16 protein-coding genes are annotated in these 19506 nt (G+C 60.2%); 5 read left to right on the top strand and 11 right to left on the bottom strand.

Features of this window, described 5'->3' with window-relative positions:
• Positions 1-90: 90 nt before the first annotated feature.
• The 3 genes from PMI18_RS14225 to PMI18_RS14235 are packed head-to-tail and all read left to right on the top strand — an operon-like array spanning position 91 to position 5566.
• Positions 91-1335, top strand: coding sequence for an exonuclease SbcCD subunit D C-terminal domain-containing protein (locus PMI18_RS14225; RefSeq protein ID WP_007901175.1), 1245 nt, complete (start codon positions 91-93; stop codon positions 1333-1335).
• Positions 1332-4973 (top strand): AAA family ATPase, encoded by a 3642-nt coding sequence (locus PMI18_RS14230; protein ID WP_007901172.1) that lies wholly within the window; start codon positions 1332-1334, stop codon positions 4971-4973. Before PMI18_RS14225 ends, PMI18_RS14230 begins: the two co-directional genes overlap by 4 nt.
• The gene (locus PMI18_RS14235; protein WP_007901170.1) at positions 4970-5566 is read left to right on the top strand and encodes a glutathione S-transferase; all 597 of its coding nucleotides are present in this window, start codon (positions 4970-4972) and stop codon (positions 5564-5566) included. Before PMI18_RS14230 ends, PMI18_RS14235 begins: the two co-directional genes overlap by 4 nt.
• A 118-nt stretch (positions 5567-5684) precedes the next feature.
• On the opposite strand, the gene PMI18_RS14240 is transcribed toward PMI18_RS14235, so the two are convergent.
• The 9 genes from PMI18_RS14240 to PMI18_RS14275 form a co-directional block, all read right to left on the bottom strand.
• Positions 5685-5942 (bottom strand): hypothetical protein, encoded by a 258-nt coding sequence (locus tag PMI18_RS14240; protein WP_007901168.1) that lies wholly within the window; start codon positions 5940-5942, stop codon positions 5685-5687.
• Positions 5939-6151, bottom strand: a complete 213-nt coding sequence (locus PMI18_RS14245; RefSeq protein WP_007901167.1) for a hypothetical protein — start codon at positions 6149-6151, stop codon at positions 5939-5941. Before PMI18_RS14245 ends, PMI18_RS14240 begins: the two co-directional genes overlap by 4 nt.
• A gap of 114 nt (positions 6152-6265) precedes the next feature.
• On the bottom strand, positions 6266-6391 hold the full coding sequence (locus PMI18_RS31735) for a hypothetical protein (protein WP_007901166.1): 126 nt from the start codon (positions 6389-6391) through the stop codon (positions 6266-6268).
• 205 nt (positions 6392-6596) lie between these two features.
• Complete coding sequence (locus tag PMI18_RS14250; RefSeq protein ID WP_007901164.1) at positions 6597-6776, bottom strand: hypothetical protein; 180 nt, start codon at positions 6774-6776, stop codon at positions 6597-6599.
• 156 nt (positions 6777-6932) lie between these two features.
• Complete coding sequence (locus PMI18_RS14255; protein WP_007901162.1) at positions 6933-8108, bottom strand: lactonase family protein; 1176 nt, start codon at positions 8106-8108, stop codon at positions 6933-6935.
• The gene (locus tag PMI18_RS14260) at positions 8095-8391 is read right to left on the bottom strand and encodes a DUF5629 family protein (RefSeq protein WP_007901160.1); all 297 of its coding nucleotides are present in this window, start codon (positions 8389-8391) and stop codon (positions 8095-8097) included. The genes PMI18_RS14255 and PMI18_RS14260 overlap by 14 nt, the downstream gene beginning before the upstream one ends.
• Positions 8392-8590: 199 nt before the next feature.
• Positions 8591-10171, bottom strand: coding sequence for an aldehyde dehydrogenase (NADP(+)) (locus PMI18_RS14265; RefSeq protein ID WP_007901152.1), 1581 nt, complete (start codon positions 10169-10171; stop codon positions 8591-8593).
• A 10-nt stretch (positions 10172-10181) separates the two neighbouring features.
• Positions 10182-11174 carry an AraD1 family protein gene (araD1, locus tag PMI18_RS14270; RefSeq protein ID WP_007901150.1) on the bottom strand — a complete coding sequence of 331 codons (993 nt, stop codon included), beginning with the start codon at positions 11172-11174 and terminating at the stop codon, positions 10182-10184.
• A 158-nt stretch (positions 11175-11332) separates the two neighbouring features.
• Positions 11333-12655 (bottom strand): MFS transporter, encoded by a 1323-nt coding sequence (locus tag PMI18_RS14275; RefSeq protein WP_007901148.1) that lies wholly within the window; start codon positions 12653-12655, stop codon positions 11333-11335.
• Positions 12656-12849: 194 nt separating this feature from the next.
• Here PMI18_RS14275 and PMI18_RS14280 point away from each other — a divergent pair, with 194 nt between their 5' ends.
• Together PMI18_RS14280 and PMI18_RS14285 are read left to right on the top strand one after the other, a co-directional pair.
• Positions 12850-14586, top strand: a complete 1737-nt coding sequence (locus PMI18_RS14280) for an IlvD/Edd family dehydratase (protein WP_007901147.1) — start codon at positions 12850-12852, stop codon at positions 14584-14586.
• A gap of 185 nt (positions 14587-14771) precedes the next feature.
• Positions 14772-15491 (top strand): FadR/GntR family transcriptional regulator, encoded by a 720-nt coding sequence (locus tag PMI18_RS14285; RefSeq protein ID WP_032835696.1) that lies wholly within the window; start codon positions 14772-14774, stop codon positions 15489-15491.
• A gap of 178 nt (positions 15492-15669) precedes the next feature.
• Here PMI18_RS14285 and PMI18_RS14290 read toward each other — a convergent pair whose 3' ends face one another.
• A complete protein-coding gene (locus tag PMI18_RS14290) occupies positions 15670-18054 on the bottom strand; it encodes an efflux RND transporter permease subunit (RefSeq protein WP_007901145.1) in 2385 nt (794 codons plus the stop codon).
• Positions 18055-18082: 28 nt separating this feature from the next.
• Positions 18083-19150, bottom strand: a complete 1068-nt coding sequence (locus tag PMI18_RS14295; RefSeq protein ID WP_007901144.1) for a WD40/YVTN/BNR-like repeat-containing protein — start codon at positions 19148-19150, stop codon at positions 18083-18085.
• Between the last annotated feature and the right edge of the window lie 356 nt (positions 19151-19506).

Raw genomic sequence — 19506 nt, 5'->3', positions numbered from 1 at the left:
TTCCTTTGCACATTTGCCAGTAAACTCTCCCCTCTTTAGCCGCCACCCTTTTCCTCGCGGCCATCACCTTATTTTGTTGCGGAGTACGCCTTGCGTCTGTTTCACACCTCCGACTGGCACCTTGGGCAGAACCTGCACGGCCAGGAGCGCGATTTCGAGCACGCCTGTTTTCTCGATTGGCTGCTGCGTCAGCTGAAGCTGGATCAGCCCGATGTGCTGCTGATCGCCGGCGATATCTTTGACACGGTCAACCCGCCGGTCAAAGCCCAGGAACGCCTCTACGACTTCATCGTCAGCGCCCACGAACAGCAGCCGTTGCTGACCATCGTGATGATCGCCGGCAACCACGACTCCGGCTCGCGCATCGAGCTGCCTGCGCCGTTGATGCGGCGCTTGCGCACTCACGCCCTGGGTCGCGTGCTGTGGCTCGATGACGGTCAACTGGATGCCGAACGCCTGTTGTTGCCGTTGCCGGATGCCAGCGGCGAGATTGCCGCCTGGTGCCTGGCGTTGCCGTTCCTGCGCCCCGCCGAAGTGACCGGCGCGCATTTGGGTGATAACTACTTGCGCGGCATTGGCCAGGTTCATGAGTGGCTGATTGAAGCCGCCAATGCCAAGCGCAAGCCGGGCCAGGCGCTGATCGCCATCAGCCATGCGCACATGGCTGGCGGTTCGGTCTCGGAAGACTCCGAACGCAGTTTGATCATCGGCAACGCCGAAGCCCTGCCCGCCAGTCTGTTCGGGCCGAGCATCAGTTACGTCGCCCTCGGGCATTTGCACAAGCCGCAGAAGGTCAACGGTGAAGAGCGCATCCGCTACTGCGGCTCACCGATTCCGTTGTCGTTCTCCGAGATCAATTACCAGCATCAGATCCTCGACATTCAGCTCGATGGCGAAACATTGGTCAGCGTCGAACCGCGCCTGATTCCCCGTTCCGTCCACTTGCAACGCCTCGGCTCCGCGCCGTTGGCGGAGATCCTGTTGCAACTGGCTGACCTGCCCAACATCGACCTGCTCGCCGATATCCAGCGTCAACCGTGGCTGGAAGTGCGGATCCGTCTCGACGAACCGCAACCTGACCTGCGCCATCAAGTGGAAACCGCCCTGCAAGGCAAAGCCGTGCGGCTGGTGCGAATTGCTGCCGAGTACGCCGGCAACGGCAGCCGCGACGGCGTCGATGACGGCGCAACCTTGATCGAACTGGATCAGCTTTCGCCCCAGGAACTGTTCAGCCGCGCCTGGCAGGACAACTACGGCAGCGAGGTCGACGAGCAAACGCTCAAGGACTTCGCCGAGCTGTTGCAAGATGTACAGATGGAGAGCGAACAGCCATGAAGATCCTCGCGATCCGCCTGAAAAACCTTGCCTCCCTGGCCGGGCCGTTTGAAATCGACTTCACTGCGGAGCCCTTGGCCAGTGCCGGCCTGTTCGCGATTACCGGGCCGACCGGTGCGGGCAAAAGCACACTGCTCGACGCCCTGTGCCTGGCGCTGTTTGGCGCCGTGCCGCGTCTGAACAACACCGGCCGCGATGCCAAGGTCCCGGACGCCGATGGTGAAATCGGTACCGGCGACCCGCGCACCCTGTTGCGTCGTGGCACCGGCGAAGGCTATGCGGAAGTGGATTTCGTCGGCATCGACGGCCGCCGCTATCGCGCTCGCTGGGAGGCCAATCGCGCTCGGGAAAAGGCCGGTGGCAAGCTGCAAGCCAGTCGCCAAAGCCTGCGTGACATCGATCAGGATCAACTGCTGGCCAGCCAGAAAGGCGAATACAAAGCACAGCTCGAAGCCGCGCTGGGCCTGAACTTCGAACAGTTCACCCGCGCTGTGATGCTGGCTCAGAGCGAGTTCAGCGCCTTCCTCAAGGCTGACGACAACGACCGCAGCGAACTGTTGGAAAAGCTCACCGACACCGCGCTCTACACCCGCCTCGGTCGCCGCGCCTTCGACAAGACCAAAGAAGCTCGCGAAGCTCACAAGCTGTTGCAGGATCAGGCCACCGGGGTCACCCCGCTGTCACCGGAAGCCCGGGCCGAACTCGATGAGCGCTTCAACGACGCTCAGCAGCAACTCAAGACCCAGCAGGCGCAGCTCAAACAGCTGGAGTTGCAACACACCTGGCTCAAGGACCTGCGCCAGGTGCAGGACGCGCAACAGAGCGCCACCGAGCAACTGCACAGCGCACAGCAACATTGGAACAGTCTCGCCGGCGAGCGCTTGAAACTGACTCGCCTGGAGCAGCTGGCCCCGCAACGGCATCAGTTCGCCCGCAAGACCGAACTTACCACCCAGCTCACTCCGTTGGCAGCGCAGATTCAGCAACACACGCAGCAACAAAGCGAGCTGACCGAGCGACAGACTCAACTCGAACAGAGCCTGAGCGCTGCGCAAACGGCGCTAGCCCAAGCGCAAAGCCAACACACCTCCAGCGCACCACTGCTGCGCCAAGCCTTCGAAGAACAAAGCACCCTCGCCCGCCTGGTCAAGGACGCCAGCCTCAGTGCCGACCTCAAGCAGCAAGCGGAACAGGCCTGCACTCAGGGCCAGGGCACGATTCAGGGGTTGCTCGACCAGCAGAAACAGGTCGCCGAACGGTTGCAGCGGATTGCCGGGGAGCTTGAGCAAAGCACTCATCTGGCGCCATTGGGCGACGCCTGGAACGCCTACCGCGATCGTCTGCAACAACTGATGCTGATCGGTAATCGCCTGAACAAGGGCCAGGCCGAACTGGCCGCTCTGGAGCAAAGCGCCGCCCGCGCTGCCGAGGAACTGGCCACCCAGCGCCAGAGTCTTGAGGTGCTGTACAAAGAGGCCGGCGCCGAGCCTGAAGCGGTGGCCGAGCAGATTCAGATCCTCGGCAGTTTGCTGCAGGACAACCGCAAGCAACTGCGGGCCTTTGAAGAGTTGACGCGACTGTGGGCCAGCCAGCAGGAACTCGACAAGCGCGGCGCCGAGCTTCAGCAGCGGCAACTCGCCGCTCAGCAAGACCGCGATCGTCTGACTCAGGACGGGGTGAAGACCAAGGCCGAACTGACCGTCGCCGAACAGACCCTGACCGTTACCCGCGAACTGCTGGAACGTCAGCGTCTGGCGCGCAGTGCCAGTGTCGAAGAACTGCGCGCGCAGTTGCAGGACGATCAGCCGTGCCCGGTTTGTGGCAGCCCGGACCATCCTTATCATCAGCCCGAAGCCTTGCTGCAAAGCCTCGGCCGGCATGATGAAAGCGAACAGGCCAACGCTCAGAAAGCCGTCGACCTGCTCAAGGAAAAACTCACCGATCTGCGTGCCGAAGTCGGCGGCTTGATTGCTCAGCAAAAAGAACTGCTGCAACAGCAAGAACAGCTCGCGACTCAGCAACAAAGCCTGACCCCGAGCCTGGAGGCGCACCCACTGTCCGCGCAACTGTTGGCCCAGGACGCAAGCAAACGCGATGCCTGGCTGACCCAACAAAGCAGCCAGTTGAACCAGAGCATCACGCAGGATGAGCAACGGCAAACCGCCCTGCTCACCCTGCAACAGGATGCCGCGCGCCTTGCGCAACAACTGCGCAGCGCGGAAGCGGCGAGTCAGCAAGCCACACAGCACCTGATCAACCAACAACGTGAATTGAGCAGTGATCGCCATCGTCTGGACGAAGAACTGAAGGCGTTCAGCACCCTGCTCCCGGCCGACACGCTGGTGGCCTTGCGCAACGAACCCGCTTCGACCTTCATGCAGCTCGACCGGCAGATCGCCCAGCGCCTGCAACAACTCGACCAGCAGCGCGAAGAACTCGGCGAACAGCAACAGCGCCAGCAGACGCTGGAAAAAGAACAGTACCAACAGCAGGCCCGCCTCCAGCAATTGGAAGCTGCTCAGCAGCAGTTCACGGCCTTGACCGGGCAGCAACAGGCTTGCCAGGAAAAACTGACGCAACTGCTGGGCGAACATGCCAGCGCCGAACAGTGGCAGCAGCAACTGGATCAGGCCGTCGAGCAGGCGCGCACTGCCGAAACGACGGCCAATCAGGAACTGCAAACCGTACGCACGCACTTGGTGCAACTGGCCGCTGAACTCAAAGCACAGCAGGAACGTTCGCAGGCTCTGGAAACTGAAGATCGCGAGCTGAGCGCCAAGATCGCCGACTGGCGCGCACAACATCCAGAACTGGACGACGGCGGACTGGAAGATTTGCTCGGCATCGACGACCAACAGGTCAGCGAACTGCGTCAACGATTGCAGCAGAGCGAAAAAGCCATCGAGCAAGCCAAGGTGCTTTTGCAGGAACGCGATCAGCGCTTGCTCGATCATCAGGCGCAGCACAACGGCAATCTCGATGCCGAACAACTGGCCACGACGCTGGCAGAGCTGCAAAACCTGTTCGCCGCCAGCGAACATCGTTGCGCCGAATTGCGTGCGGAACAGGCCGAGGATCAACGTCGACAGAATGCCAATCAGGCGCTGGCGCAACAAATCGCCGACGCCTACGCCGAGTATCAGCGTTGGGCACGGTTGAATGCACTGATCGGTTCGGCCACCGGCGACACCTTCCGCAAGATCGCCCAGGCCTACAACCTTGACCTGCTGGTGCATCACGCCAACGTTCAATTGCGGCAATTGGTGCGGCGCTATCGGTTGAAACGTGGCGGCAGCATGCTCGGGTTATTGGTGATGGACACCGAGATGGGCGACGAACTGCGCTCGGTGCATTCGCTGTCCGGCGGCGAGACGTTCCTGGTGTCACTGGCCCTGGCGCTTGGTTTGGCGTCGATGGCTTCGAGCACGCTGAAAATCGAATCGCTGTTCATCGACGAAGGCTTCGGCAGTCTCGATCCTGAATCCCTGCAACTGGCCATGGACGCCCTCGACGGCCTGCAAGCGCAGGGACGCAAGGTCGCGGTGATTTCCCACGTGCAGGAAATGCATGAACGGATCCCGGTGCAAATCCAGGTTCACCGTCAAGGCAACGGCCTGAGTACGCTGGAGGTGAAATGAATACGCTGTATTCGTTCCGCCGCTGCCCCTATGCCATGCGCGCCCGCATGGCCCTGCGCTATTCGGGGGTTGCGGTGCAGATCGTCGAGGTCAGCCTCAAGGCCAAACCGGCCGAAATGGTCGCACTGTCGAGCAAAGGCACGGTACCGGTGCTGAGTGTGGATGGGCGGGTGATCGATGAAAGCCTGGACATCATGCGCTGGGCGCTGGCGCAGAACGATCCGCAGGACTGGTTGCTCAAGGATGACCCGCAAGCACAGCAACGCAGCGCCGCGTTGATCGAAGAGAACGATCAAGTGTTCAAGGTGCACCTGAATCGCTACAAATACGCCGAGCGTTATCCCGATCAGCCGATGGCTGTTTATCGCGCCGAGGGCGAGGTGTTCTTGCGCAAGCTGGATGAATTGCTGGAGGGGCGCGACTACTTGCTGGCCGATCACCCGAGCCTGACGGATATCGCCCTGATGCCGTTCGTGCGGCAGTTCGCCCACGTGGATCGCGAGTGGTTCGGGCAGACGCCTTATGTGCGATTGCAGGCCTGGTTACAGCGCTTCATCGAGTCAGACCTGTTCACATCAATAATGAAGAAATAACCAGGCCCCCTGTAGGAGCGAGGCTTGCCCGCGAAAGCGGTGTGTCAGTCAATATCTATGCTGAATGTTATGGCCCTTTCGCGGGCAAGCCTCGCTCCTACAGGGGTGGGGTGAACATTCACGCCAACACCGCGCACATCCCCAACGCCGAGCAATCCACCTGGAACGGCCCGAAGAATTCGCCATTGGCCTTGATCGGCGGATTGCCCACCAACAGCTCCAGAGCCTTGGCGGTCTGAATGTTGTGGGCGATGTTGTGGTTGCATTCGATGGCCCGCGCCACCGACCCCGCCGAGCCCTGCCCGATCCCAAGCAAAGAAGCACCATTGGTCATGAACGCCAGGAAGGCAATGACCCAGAGTTTGCGTCCTTTCATGCCCCCACCACTCCCGCCACGTTGGCGTGATCGACCATTACGCTTTGAGCTTGGTGTTCGAATTGAATGGCGGGATAAGCGACCTGAATCGGTGCTTGAAGGCTTTGTTGCGATTGAGCCGAAAGGCTGACGAGCAACACCATGGCCACGTAAAGACCGATGGCCAGGTAGGCGCCGTATTTGGCAGAAGTAATGATTGTGCTGGCCATGGTGTTCTCCGGGGGCATGTTTCAGTGCCCACAGAATCGATCAAAAAACACAAGTTAACTAGCGACCTTTATGCATAGTCGCTATCAGTTTTATTGATCATGACCCCAGCGTATTTAGTCTTCGATAAAACTCATCAAGCGCTCGCGGGCCGCATCCGGCTCGTTGGGAACGGGCTGGGCAGCCGATAGAATCGGGGTGGAATAGAGAAACAGGAGAACCACTGCCAGACGCATCGCCATGCTGTCGATCCTTTTAGGGAAAGAGTCAAAAAATCAGCGTCAAATTTAAACTCATGGCTATGTGATATCAAGCAATACATTGATAGCAATATGATGCTGTCGTAAACGCGTTATGCAGGAGCGACATCACTTCGGGGCTTTTCGACGCCTATGGGCCGATCGGCAAGTGACTTCGCTCCTGCATAAAAGGTGCAGGGTTCAGATTTCAGTGTTGAGTTTTGTGATCCAGCGCAGCGTAGAAGTTGGCGCTCTGTTGCAGGTATTTCTGGGTGTAGCTTTGGGCGTGGGATTTTTTGTCGCTGATTTCAACGTTGGCGCTGGCAGGCAGTGCAACAGTGGCAGAGATAGCGGAAGCGGCGATGACGGAGAAGAGGTTGAAGTTCATGGCGGTAATCCTCGGATTCAGTTGGCTTGCTTGCCCGGTGGGGCCGTGAAGCAAACTTAACTCCCGAGGGTCGGCGCCTTGAAATGCTTTGTAGCATTAGCCGATATCAGTCTCATTAATAGAAGGTTGCAGGCCCCATCAACCGGGGCCTGCGGTCTATTGACGCACCAGGAACTTGAGATCGCTCGGGGCATCCATCGGCAGTTTCTGCACGGTTTTACCCAACAGCCCGGTCTTGGCATCGCGCTCGACGACGACAATCTGGTTGCTCTTCTGGTTGGCAATCAACACGAACTTGCCACTCGGGTCGAGGCTGAACTCGCGCGGGTGATCACCGTCCACGGAACGGCGCTGAAGCTCCTTGATATGCCCGGTCGCCGGGTCAATGGCGAACACCAGCAACTGATTGGTGGCGCCACGGTTGCTGACGTAAAGGAACTTGCCGTCGGCCGAGGCGTGAAGCGCAGCCGCAGCCTTGCCCGACGTCGGCAGACCCGCCGCCAGATCGACCAACTGCGTTTGCTCGAGTTTGCCGTCCTTGTAGTCGAACACCGCGACCTGCGCGCTCATTTCCATGGTCAGCCAGGCGTGCTTGCCATCGGCGCTGAACAGTAAGTGTCGCGGCCCGCTGCCGGGTGGCAACTGGACCGAGGCGGGTTTGGCGGCGGTCAGCGGCAGTTCCGGATGGGCCTTGGGATCGAAGCGATAGACGAAAATCTTGTCCGCCCCCAGATCGTTGGAAAACACGTATTGGCCATCCGGCGATGAAACCACCGAATGCACGTGCGCCGACTTCTGCCGCTCGGGGTTGACCCGGCTGGACGGATGACTGCTCATCTGCACCACGGGTTTTAGCATGCCGTCGGTGCCCACCGGTAACACCGCCAGGGTGCCGCCCGGGTCTTCAGCCACCGAGTAGTTGCTGACAAACACGTGACTGGCATCGCCGCTGACGCTCGAGTGAGTCGGCTCGTTGCCCAGGGTTTGCACCTGACTGATCAGGCTCAGCTCATTGGTTTTCGGATCGATTGCGTAACTGCTGACACGCCCTACCGGATCGGCCTGACCCGGGCCGTTTTCGTTGACCACGAACAGACGATGCTGATCCTTGGATACAGTCAGCCAGGACGGGTTGGCGCTCTTCACCACTTGCAGGGGTTTGGCGTCGATCTGCCCGGTGCGGCTGTCGAAGTTCAGACGATAAATCCCTTGGCTCTGGCCGGCGGTGTAGGAGCCCACCAGCAATTCGTAACTGTCGACCGGGGCCGCTTGCACGCCCATCGCGCCGACGCTGCCGGCCATCAACAGTGGCCAGAAGTTACGCATCCTCATTCGTTTCGTCCTCGTCATCCTGACCACCGAATGCTTCCATAGGCACCAGCCGGTGCTCGCCGGAATCACCGGTAATGATCCAGCTCTTCAAGTCGGGATCGAACGTCGCCGCCGCGATCTGGGCCATGCTGAACTCCCAGCGCTTGAGCGCCCGACCGTCCATGCATTCGATGTGCAGGTTATCGTCTTCATCGAGAGAAAAGTCGAAAGCGTGCAGCCCGTCGATTTCGAGCATGTCGCAGACTTCGAGGGCGCTGAGCAAGGTATTGGTTACGGCAGTCATGGCAGTCAATCTTTGAATGGGAAAGTCGCAATGATAGCTCATCACACCGCAATGATCGTTCCCACGCTCCGCGTGGGAATGCAGCCAGTGACGCTCTGCGTCACATCAACAGCCGAACGCAGAGCGTCCGTTGAGGCATTCCCACGCAGAGCGTGGGAACGATCAGTTCCAGCGGACCGAGCCAATCAGTTGTGGGCGGCTAGAGCGCATCGCGCGATGGCTTGCCGTCGACCAGGCGCTGGATGCGCAGCGGATTGCCATTCTTCAGCGCTTCCGGCAGCAAGCTGTCGGGGTAGTTCTGGAAGCACACCGGGCGCAGGAAACGGTCGATGGCCAGGGTGCCCACCGAGGTGCCTCGTGCATCGGAAGTCGCCGGATACGGCCCGCCATGAACCATCGAGTCGCAGACTTCCACGCCGGTCGGATAGCCGTTGAGCAGGATCCGCCCGACCTTCTGCTCCAGCAATGGAGTCAGTTCGCCGAATTGTTCGAAGTCCGCCGGCTCACCGATGATCGTTGCCGTCAGCTGCCCATGCAGACCGTTCAGCGCGGCATTGAGTTGCGCCTGATCCGCCACTTCGACGAACACCGTGGTCGGGCCGAACACTTCCTCTTGCAGCACTTCATCGCCATCGAGCAACAGGCTCACATCAGCCTTGAACAGTTGCGGTTGCGCCCGATTACCTTGTTGCGGACTGCCGGCCAAGTGCTCGATTTTCGGATGTGCGAGGAGCTTCTGCAGGCCTTTGCCATAGCTGCTCAACGTACCGGCATTGAGCATGGTTTGCGCCGGTTGATCGCCCATCAGCCCCGCCACCTGCTGCACGAACCCGCTGAACTGCGGCGAACGAATGCCGATCACCAACCCCGGATTGGTACAGAACTGACCACAACCCTGGACCACCGAAGCCGTGAGATCTCGGGCGACGCTTTCAGCACGAGCTTCCAGCGCTTGAGGCAGCACGATCACCGGGTTGATGCTCGACATCTCGGCGAACACCGGAATCGGCTGCGCACGTGCCGCGGCCATATCGCACAACGCACGGCCACCTTTGAGCGAACCGGTAAAACCGACCGCCTGAATGGCCGGGTGCTTGACCAGCGCTTCACCCACCCCGCCGCCGTAGATCATGTTGAACACACCGGCGGGCATGGCGGTTTTCTCGGCAGCGCGGATCACGGCATTGGCCACCCACTCAGCAGTGGCCATGTGGCCGCTGTGGGCCTTGAACACTACCGTGCAGCCAGCGGCCAATGCCGAAGCCGTGTCGCCGCCCGCCGTGGAAAACGCCAACGGAAAGTTGCTCGCACCGAACACGGCGACCGCCCCTAGGCCGATGCGGTACTGACGCAGATCCGGTCGCTGCAATGGCGTGCGCTCAGGCAGCGCTCGGTCAATCCGCGCGCCATAGAAATCACCACGCCGCAACACCTTGGCGAACAGTCGCATCTGGCCGCTGGTGCGCCCACGCTCACCCTGAATACGGCCGGCCGGCAACGCGGTTTCGCGGCAGACCACAGCGACAAAGTCATCGCCCAACGCGTCCAGTTCATCGGCAATCGCCTCGAGAAATTGCGCACGTCGTTCGGCGCTCAGGCTGCGATAGGCCGGGTAAGCAGCGGCGGCAGCCTTCGCAGCGGCATCGACTTCTTCAAGGGTGGCCTGATAGAAATCGTGAGGCAAAGCCTCGCCAGTGCTGGCGTCGACGCTCTGGAGTTTGACCGCGCCAGCAGCGCTGCGCTGACCGCCAATGTAGTTGTGACCAAGAATCCGGGTCATGGGTGTCTCCTTAAAGTGTGCCGACGGTGCCGGGTTCGAACGCCGCTTCAACGGGCTCAATGCCGTTGATCAAGGGTGCGCCGAACTCGGCCTGGCTGATCTCGAACACGTCACCCGGTTGGGTGCGAATGCCATCGGCGAAAGACAGGGTCGCAGTGCCGAAGAAGTGAATGTGCACGTCGCCGGGGCGCAGGAACTGGCTGTATTTGAAATGGTGATACTCGAGGTTTTCCAGGCTGTGGCACATGTTCGCTTCGCCACTGAGGAACTCGTTCTGCCACAGCACTTCACCATCGCGCAGGATCCGGCTTGTACCGGCCAGATGCTGAGGCAATTCACCGACCCGAAGCTCTGGGCCATAGCTGCAACTGCGCAGTTTCGAGTGGGCCAGGTAGAGGTAATTCTTGCGCTCCATCACGTGATCGGAGAACTCGTTGCCCACCGCGAAACCGAGGCGATACGGTTTACCGTCGTGGCCGATCACATAGAGACCGCTGAGCTCGGGTTCTTCCCCGGCATCTTCGGCAAACGGCGGCAGCGGAAATGGTTTGCCCGGTCGCACAACGATGCTGCCGTCGCCCTTGTAGAACCACTCCGGTTGCACGCCGGCCTGGCCGGTCGCGGGTTTACCGCCCTCCACGCCCCATTTGAAGATGCGCATGGTGTCGGTCATGGCGGTTTCGTCGCCGACTTGTTGATGCATTTTGTCCCGGGCCGAAGCGCTGCCCAGATGGGTCAAGCCAGTGCCGCTGACCAGCATGTGCGCCGGGTCCGGGTGATCCAGCGGCGGCAGGATTTGCAGATTGGCCAGTAGCGCTGAATAGTCATGGCTGATGCCCACCCCCAGGGTTTGAACCTGTTGTTCAAGATTGACGCCCGCCTCGATCGCCGCCAGCGCCAGATCCCGCACCGAGCGCGCATCCCGCACTTCGCGCACCAGGCCGTCCTCGACCACGCCGACACGGCGTTCGCCGTGACTCAATTCGAACTGAACTAAACGCATGATTTTCTCCTGTAAAACAATTCTTCAAAACACCGAAAACCCTGTGGGAGCGGGCTTGCCCGCGATGACGGCGGCACATTCACCATTGATGTGCCAGATAGATTGCTATCGCGGGCAAGCCCGCTCCCACAGGATCGGTGGTGATCGCCAATTTCGTGTCAGGTGCGGGTAGCCCCACGCGCACTGGCGGCGAACTGGTCGGCCGGCAGTACGTGCTTGCGCTCCAGCAACCGATAAACCACACCTGTCAGCACCAGACCGAACACCATCACGCAGGACAGGAAATACAACCCCGACGCCAGATTGCCCGTGTATTCCTTCAGCGCACCGATCACGAACGGGCCAATGTAGCCGCCGAGGTTGCCCACCGAGTTGATCAACGCGATCCCCGCCGCCGCACTGGCGCCGGCGAAGAAGCGACCCGGCAAGGTCCAGAACACAGCGGTGCAGGAAAACAGCGCGAACGCCACCAGGCACAGCGCCGCCAATTGCAGCACCGGCACCGATAGCCAGGCGCTGAGGAACAGGCCGATGGCGCCCAACACATACAGCACCGCCAGATGGCCGTAGCGATCATTCAAGCGATCGGAACTGCGCGGAATAATCAGCAAACCGATGATCCCGAAGATGTACGGCACCGACGACACGAACCCGGTCATCAGGTCAGTGCCACCGAACTGCTTGATCAACGTCGGCAACCACAAACCGAGACCGTAGATACTCAGGGTCACCGGCAGATAGAACAGCGCCAGCAGCAACACGCGCTTGTCCTTCAGTGCATGCAGCGGATTGCCGTGGCGGGTCTGGCCGTACACCTCCAGGTCCTTTTTCAGCTCACCGGTCAGCCAGTCTTTCTCAGACTGGTCCATCCATTTCACCTGTTGCGGGCCGTCCGGCAGGTAACGCAGCACCGGCCAGGTCAGCAGGATTGCGGGCATACCGATGACGATGAACAGCCATTGCCAACCGTGCAGCCCAAGAATGCCGTCCATGCCCAGCAAGCCGCCGGACACCGGGCCGGTGATCATCATCGCGATGGGTTGGGAAAGGATGAACAACCCGAGAATCTTGCCGCGATGGCGAATCGGGAACCATTGGGTGATGTAGTACAGCACGCCCGGGAAGAAGCCGGCTTCGGCCGCGCCGAGCAGAAAGCGCATCACATAGAAACTGTTCGGTCCCTGGACAAACGCCATGCCGATGGTGATGGCACCCCAGGTGACCATGATCCGCGCGAACCAGCGCCGGGCGCCGAAGCGGTCGAGCATCAGGTTGCTGGGGATTTCCAGCAGGAAATAACCAATGAAGAACAGCCCGGCACCCAGGCCATAAGCCGCGTCACCCAGGCCAATGTCGGCGCCCATGTGCAGCTTGGCGAAACCGACCGCGGAGCGATCCACATAGGCGATCAGGTACAGCAGGATCAGGAAGGGAATCAGTTTCAGCGTGATGCGACGAATAAGCCGCAGTTCCTGGCTCATGAGTTCGGTCTCCGATTGTTGTTGTTATAGAACCTCGGGGGACGCCTCTCGCAGAAAACTGCCAGGGCTCATCCCTTCGTTGAAAACGACTATATAGTAATACTATTTAACCAACAACACTTCCAAACAGCCGAAATTGCGCTTATGTTACGCCATAGCCCGAACAATATAGTCATACAATAAGAGAACCGATCATGTCTGATAAGAAACCCACCCTGCGCTCCGCCCAATGGTTTGGCACCGCCGACAAGAACGGCTTCATGTACCGCAGCTGGATGAAGAATCAGGGCATCGCCGACCACCAGTTCCACGGCAAGCCGATCATCGGCATTTGCAATACCTGGTCGGAACTGACCCCGTGCAACGCGCATTTCCGCCAGATCGCGGAGCACGTCAAACGCGGGGTGATCGAAGCCGGCGGCTTTCCAGTGGAATTCCCGGTGTTCTCCAACGGCGAATCGAACCTGCGCCCCACCGCCATGCTCACTCGCAACCTGGCGAGCATGGACGTCGAGGAAGCGATTCGCGGTAACCCGATCGATGGCGTGGTGCTGCTCACCGGCTGCGACAAAACTACTCCGGCGCTGCTGATGGGTGCGGCCAGTTGCGACGTGCCAGCAATCGTCGTCACCGGTGGGCCGATGCTCAACGGCAAGCACAAGGGTCAGGACATCGGCTCGGGCACGGTGGTCTGGCAGCTCAGCGAACAGGTCAAGGCGGGCACCATCACCCTCGATGATTTCCTCGCGGCCGAGGGCGGCATGTCACGCTCGGCCGGCACCTGCAACACCATGGGCACGGCCTCGACCATGGCCTGCATGGCCGAAGCACTCGGCACCTCCCTGCCCCACAACGCGGCGATTCCGGCGGTCGATGCACGCCGTTATGTGTTGGCGCACATGTCGGGAATGCGCGCGGTGGAGATGGTTCGAGAAGACTTGAAACTGTCGAAGATCCTCACCAAGGAAGCCTTCGAAAACGCCATCCGGGTGAACGCCGCCATCGGCGGTTCGACCAACGCGGTGATCCACTTGAAAGCCATCGCCGGGCGCATCGGTGTCGAGCTGGACCTGGATGACTGGACCCGCATCGGTCGCGGCATGCCGACCATTGTCGACCTGCAACCGTCCGGGCGCTTCCTGATGGAAGAGTTCTACTACGCCGGCGGTTTGCCCGCAGTGCTGCGTCGTCTCGGCGAGGCCAACCTGATCCCGAACCCGAACGCCCTTACCGTCAACGGCAAAACCATCGGCGAGAACACCAAGGACGCGCCGATTTACGGCCAGGACGAAGTGATCCGCACCCTCGACAACCCGATCCGCGCCGACGGCGGCATCTGTGTATTGCGCGGCAATCTGGCGCCACTCGGCGCGGTGCTCAAACCCTCTGCCGCGAGTGCCGAATTGATGCAACATCGCGGGCGCGCGGTGGTGTTCGAGAACTTCGACATGTACAAGGCGCGGATCAACGATCCGGAACTGGACGTCGATGCCAATTCGATTCTGGTGATGAAAAACTGTGGGCCGAAGGGTTATCCGGGCATGGCCGAAGTCGGCAACATGGGATTACCGGCCAAGCTGCTGGCCCAAGGCGTGACCGACATGGTGCGGATTTCCGACGCACGCATGAGCGGCACCGCTTACGGCACGGTGGTCTTGCATGTGGCACCGGAAGCCGCAGCGGGTGGACCTTTGGCGACAGTGAAGGAAGGTGACTGGATCGAGCTTGATTGCGCCAACGGGCGTTTGCATCTGGACATCCCGGATGCAGAGCTGGCGGCGCGCATGGCGGATCTGCAACCACCGCAACAGTTAATCGTGGGTGGTTATCGTCAGCTGTACATCGACCATGTGCTGCAGGCGGATCAGGGTTGCGACTTCGATTTCCTCGTTGGTTGCCGCGGAGCCGAGGTCCCGCGTCACTCTCACTGACACCACCCATCCCCTGTGGGAGCTAGCCTGCTAGCGATTACGGTCTGTCAGTTGACGCTCATATTGACTGGCACGCCGCAATCGCTAGCAGGCTAGCTCCCACATTTGCTTTGTATCAGCCTCAAGTTTGCGCCGCGCCTGCTATCATGCGCAGCACCCCATCGCACAGGATCGCGCCGTTCCCCATGGATTACCGCAAACCCTCCGACCGCAAAAGCATGCACTCGCGCATTGTCCAGGAATTGGGCATGCAGATCGTCTCGGGACGGTTCAAACCGGACGACAAACTGCCCGCCGAAGCCCTGCTGTGCGAGGAATACGCGGTCAGTCGACCGGTGCTGCGCGAAGCCACTCGCGTATTGGTCGCCAAGGGCCTGGTGTATTCCCGTCCGCGGGTCGGCACGGTGGTCAAGCAACGCAAGGAATGGCACATGCTCGACCCGGACGTGCTGCACTGGCTGATGCAAAGCAGCCCGCAAAATGAATTCTTCGATCTGCTGACCAGCGTGCGCAGCATCATCGAGCCGGCCGCCGCCGCATTGGCCGCGCAGTTCGCCACGGATGAAGATATCGCCTCCATCGGTGAAGCCTACCAACGCATGGAAGCTGCACCGACCCCGGAAGCGTTGTTGCAACCGGATCTGGATTTCCACAGCCGGATCGCCGACGCGACCCACAATGACTTGCTGGCGAACCTGTGCAACATGTTGTCGGTGGCGATTGCCGAAGCGTTGAAGCACTCCAACCAACGGCCGAATCTGCATGAATTGGCGATGCCACGGCACAAGGCGATCCTGACCGCCATCGAGAATCGTGATGCGTTGGGCGCGCGGCATGCGACGCTGGTGCAGCTGGATGATGCGCGTAGTGCGCTGAATGTAGTGCTCGGCACCGATCCCTCATAGCCACCACAAATCCAATGTGGGAGCGGGCTTGCTCGCGAAGGCGGAGTGCCAGTCAACATCAATGCTGAATGTACAACCGCATTCGCGAGCAAGCCCGCTCCCACAGGGGGTTTGTGTCGAATTTGAGGTATAAAAAAGCCGCAACCTCAGGTTGCGGCTTTTCTGTTTCTGCCAGGGATCAGTGAGCGAACAGCGAGTTGCCCTTCTGCCCTGCCAGTTTCTCCGGCTTGATCAGGAACCGCGCCAGCGCTGGCAGCAGCCACAACGCGCCGAACATGTTCCAGAGCAGCATGAAGGTCAGCATCAGGCCCATGTCGGCCTGGAACTTGATGGCCGAGAAGATCCAGGTGCACACGCCGATCGCCAGGCACAGACCGGTGAACAGCACGGCTTTACCGGTGGACTTCAGCGTCTGGTAGTACGCCTCTTGCAACGGCAGACCGGCACGCAGGAAGCTTTCCAGACGGCTGTAGATGTAGATCCCGTAGTCCACGCCAATCCCCACCCCGAGCGCCACCACCGGCAAGGTCGCCACTTTCACGCCAATGCCCATGAACGCCATCAACGCGTTGCCGAGAACCGAGGTCAGTACCAGCGGCAGCACGATGCACAAGGTCGCCGCCCAGGAACGGAAGGTGATCATGCACATGGTCGCGACGCAGATGTACACCAGCACCAGAATCGTCAGTTCGGAGCGTTTGATCACCTCGTTGGTGGCCGCTTCGATCCCGGCGTTACCGGCGGCGAGGATGAATTCCAGGCCTTCCTTGTTGTTCTCTTTGGCGAAGTCCTGCACCGCATGCACGGCGCGGTCCAGGGTTTCGGCCTTGTGGTCGTTGAGGAACACCAGCACCGGCGCCAGGGAGCAATTGTTGTTGTACAGGCCATCGGCACGGGCGATGGAGTTGTTCAGCACGTCCGGGTTGCGCGACAGGGTTTCCCATTTCAGGTTGCCCTCGTTCATGCCCTTGATCATCTGCTTGGACACGGTCACCAGGGAAATGGCCGACTGCACGCCCTCGGTGTTCTGCATCTTCCACATCAGCTCGTCGATCGGCGCCATGGCCTCGTAGCGCGAGCAACCTTCAGACTTGGTCTTGACCATCACCACCAACACGTCGGAACTGGTGGAGTAGTTATTGATGATGAAGCTGTTGTCCTTGTTGTAGCGCGAGTCCGGACGCAGTTCCGGCGCGCCCTGGTCGAGGTCGCCGATTTTCAGGTTCTGGCTGTACCAGAGGCCACCACCGAAAGCGATCAGCGCCAGGGCAATGGAAATCGGGGCGACTTTGGGGCTGGCAAAGTTCGACAGCAGGCGCCAGAACGGGTGCTCGCGGTGCGCGTCTTTCTTGCTGCGTTCGACGGCGCGCTTGCTGATACCCACGTAGGAAATCGCTACCGGCAGCAGGATCAGGTTGGTGAACACGATCACCGCCACGCCGATGGACGCGCCGATGGCCAGTTCACGGATCACGCCAATGTCGATGATCAGCAGCGTGATGAAGCCCACCGCATCCGCGAGGATCGCGATCATCCCCGGCAGGAACAGCTGACGGAATGTGCGGCGTGCGGCTGTCAGCGCGTTCTCCGCCTCGCTGGACTGCAAGGCGATACCGTTGATTTTCTGCACGCCATGGGAAATCCCGATGGCGAAGATCAGAAACGGCACCAGCATCGAGTACGGGTCAAGCCCGAAGCCGAAGAAGTGCATCAAGCCAAGCTGCCAGACCACCGCCACCAGCGTCGTGCTCAACACCGCCACGGTGCTGCGCATGCAGTTGGTGAACCAGTACAGCAGGATCAGGGTAATGACGAAGGCGACGCCGAAGAACATCACCACCATGACCAGCCCATCGATCAGGTCGCCGACTTTCTTGGCGAACCCGACAATGTGGATCTTCACGTTGGGGTTTTGGGCTTCGAACTTGTTGCGGATCTTGTCTTCGAGTTCGTGAGAGAACTTGCGGTAGTCCAGCGCCAGCAACTTGCCCTGATCCTGCGGGTCCGGGTAGGACTCCAGCAGCGGGATGTCGACGATGCTCGACTTGAAGTCGTTGGCCACCAGCCGCCCGACTTGCCCGGACTTGAGCACGTTATTGCGCAACAGGTCGAGGCTTTGCTGGGAGCCGTTATAGCTCTGGGGAATCACTTCACCGCCGGCGAAGCCCTCCTCCGTCACCTCGGTCCAGCGCACGCTCGGGCTCCACAGCGACTTGAGGCCGGAACGGTCGACGCCGGAGATGTAGAACACCTCGTCGTTGATCTGGCGCAGGGTCTCCATGTACTCCTTGGAGAAGATGTCGCCGTCGGTGGCTTCCACGGAAATCCGCACCGTGTTGCCCAGGTTCGCCAGATCGTTGCGGTGCTCCATCATTTTTTCAATGAACGGATGCTCGAGAGGGATCATTTTTTCGAAACTGGTGGACGGCCGGATCAACGTCGCCTGCCAGAACAGGAAAACACTGACCAACAGGCAGATGACGATGACTGCTGGGCGGTTGTTGAAGATCAGGCGTTCAAGAAACGTCGCCTTGTCCTGATGAGGAGTGCTTAAGGATGTCATAGACCCGCCTTCTTATTATTTGCCCGGCTCATTTGGACGACCCGTTTTTTCCATTCTCTGCGCCGGTGGGCGAAGTGACGCGAACGCCACCCTGTCCTGCCAGAATCAGATTGCCGTTGCCTGCCGCAGTCACCGCCGAGACGGAGATGCGATCCGGGCGGTTGAACACGCTGAAGGTTTCGCCGTCGTCGCTGCTGCGAACAATGCTGCCGCCGTTGCCGACGATCACGATGGAACCGTCATCGAGCAGTGTGGCGCCAGACAGGCCGAATTCAAGTGCACCGCGTGCAGCCTTGAGCTCGACCTGCTCCCAGGTGCTGCCGAAATCCGTGGAGCGGTACAGATTGCCACGCAACCCGTAGGCCAGCAGCGTGGCCGGTTGCGCAGTGCCGATCACACCGAACAGCGAGCCTTCGTAGGGGCCCTCAAGCTTTTCCCAGGTCTGCCCATCATCGGCGGAGCGGAACATGCTGCCCTGTTCACCGACGATGAAAATGCCGGAATCCTTGACCGCGGCAATGGAGTTGAGGTGGAGCTGGTCTTCATTGTCCAGGCGATCGCTGACGTTTTCCCAGTTTTTACCGCCGTCGGTGGTTTCCAGCAAGGCACCGTAAGCGCCCACGGCAAAACCGCTGTTAACGTCCTTGAACCAGACGTCGAGCAGCGGCGATTCGCGTGTCAGGTCTTCGAATTGTTTGGTCCAGGTGATGCCGCCATCTTCGCTGGCGAGGATCTGCGCGTCATGGCCAACGGCCCAGCCGTGTTTGTCATCGACAAAAAACACCGCCGTCAGCAGTTGCCGGGTCGGCACCTTGGCCTGCGCCCAGGTCACGCCCTGGTCATCGGAATACAGAATGTGCCCGCGATCGCCGACCGCCACCAGGCGTTTACCGGCGTGAACGACATCGAGCATCAGGCCTTTGCTGGCCTTGGCGGATTCAACGGAATAAACCACATCGGTGGCCGACGCGGCAGCGGCCAGCGCAGGCGCCGACAGCATGGTACAGCCCAACAGCGAGAGCGCTGTAGCCAGCAACGCGAACCTGCGTAACGCCGGCGGGCGGCAAATACTCACACCCATGACAGGCTCACTCATAGACCTTCCCCCACATTATTATTGTTAGGTCGTTCAACCCTTCAGGGCGCCGTAAGGGATGCGCATCGGGATTGACCTATTCAGGAGCATAGTCCTGAAACCCGCAATCCAGAGCCCCTTCGGAAGCTGGCTTATCCTATCGGGGTTTGGAAAGGTCTGACAATCGACGCCACGTTATGTTTTGTTAACTGGAGGGGATATGGGTTGTGGGTGAATGAGGAGGTATTCGGAGGGGTGATTGGGGTTTGGGGTTTGGGGTACATATCCGTTTCTGCGGTCACGGCTTCTATTGGTTTCGCTTTTACAGCGAGTCACTTTCGAAAAGCGCGAAAGTAACCAAAGCGCTCTTGCCCCTT

This window comes from Pseudomonas sp. GM102, from assembly GCF_000282555.1.
In the GTDB taxonomy this organism is placed as follows: domain Bacteria; phylum Pseudomonadota; class Gammaproteobacteria; order Pseudomonadales; family Pseudomonadaceae; genus Aquipseudomonas.
Note: the sequence above shows the minus strand (reverse complement) of the source record. Positions and strands in the feature narration are given on the sequence as shown.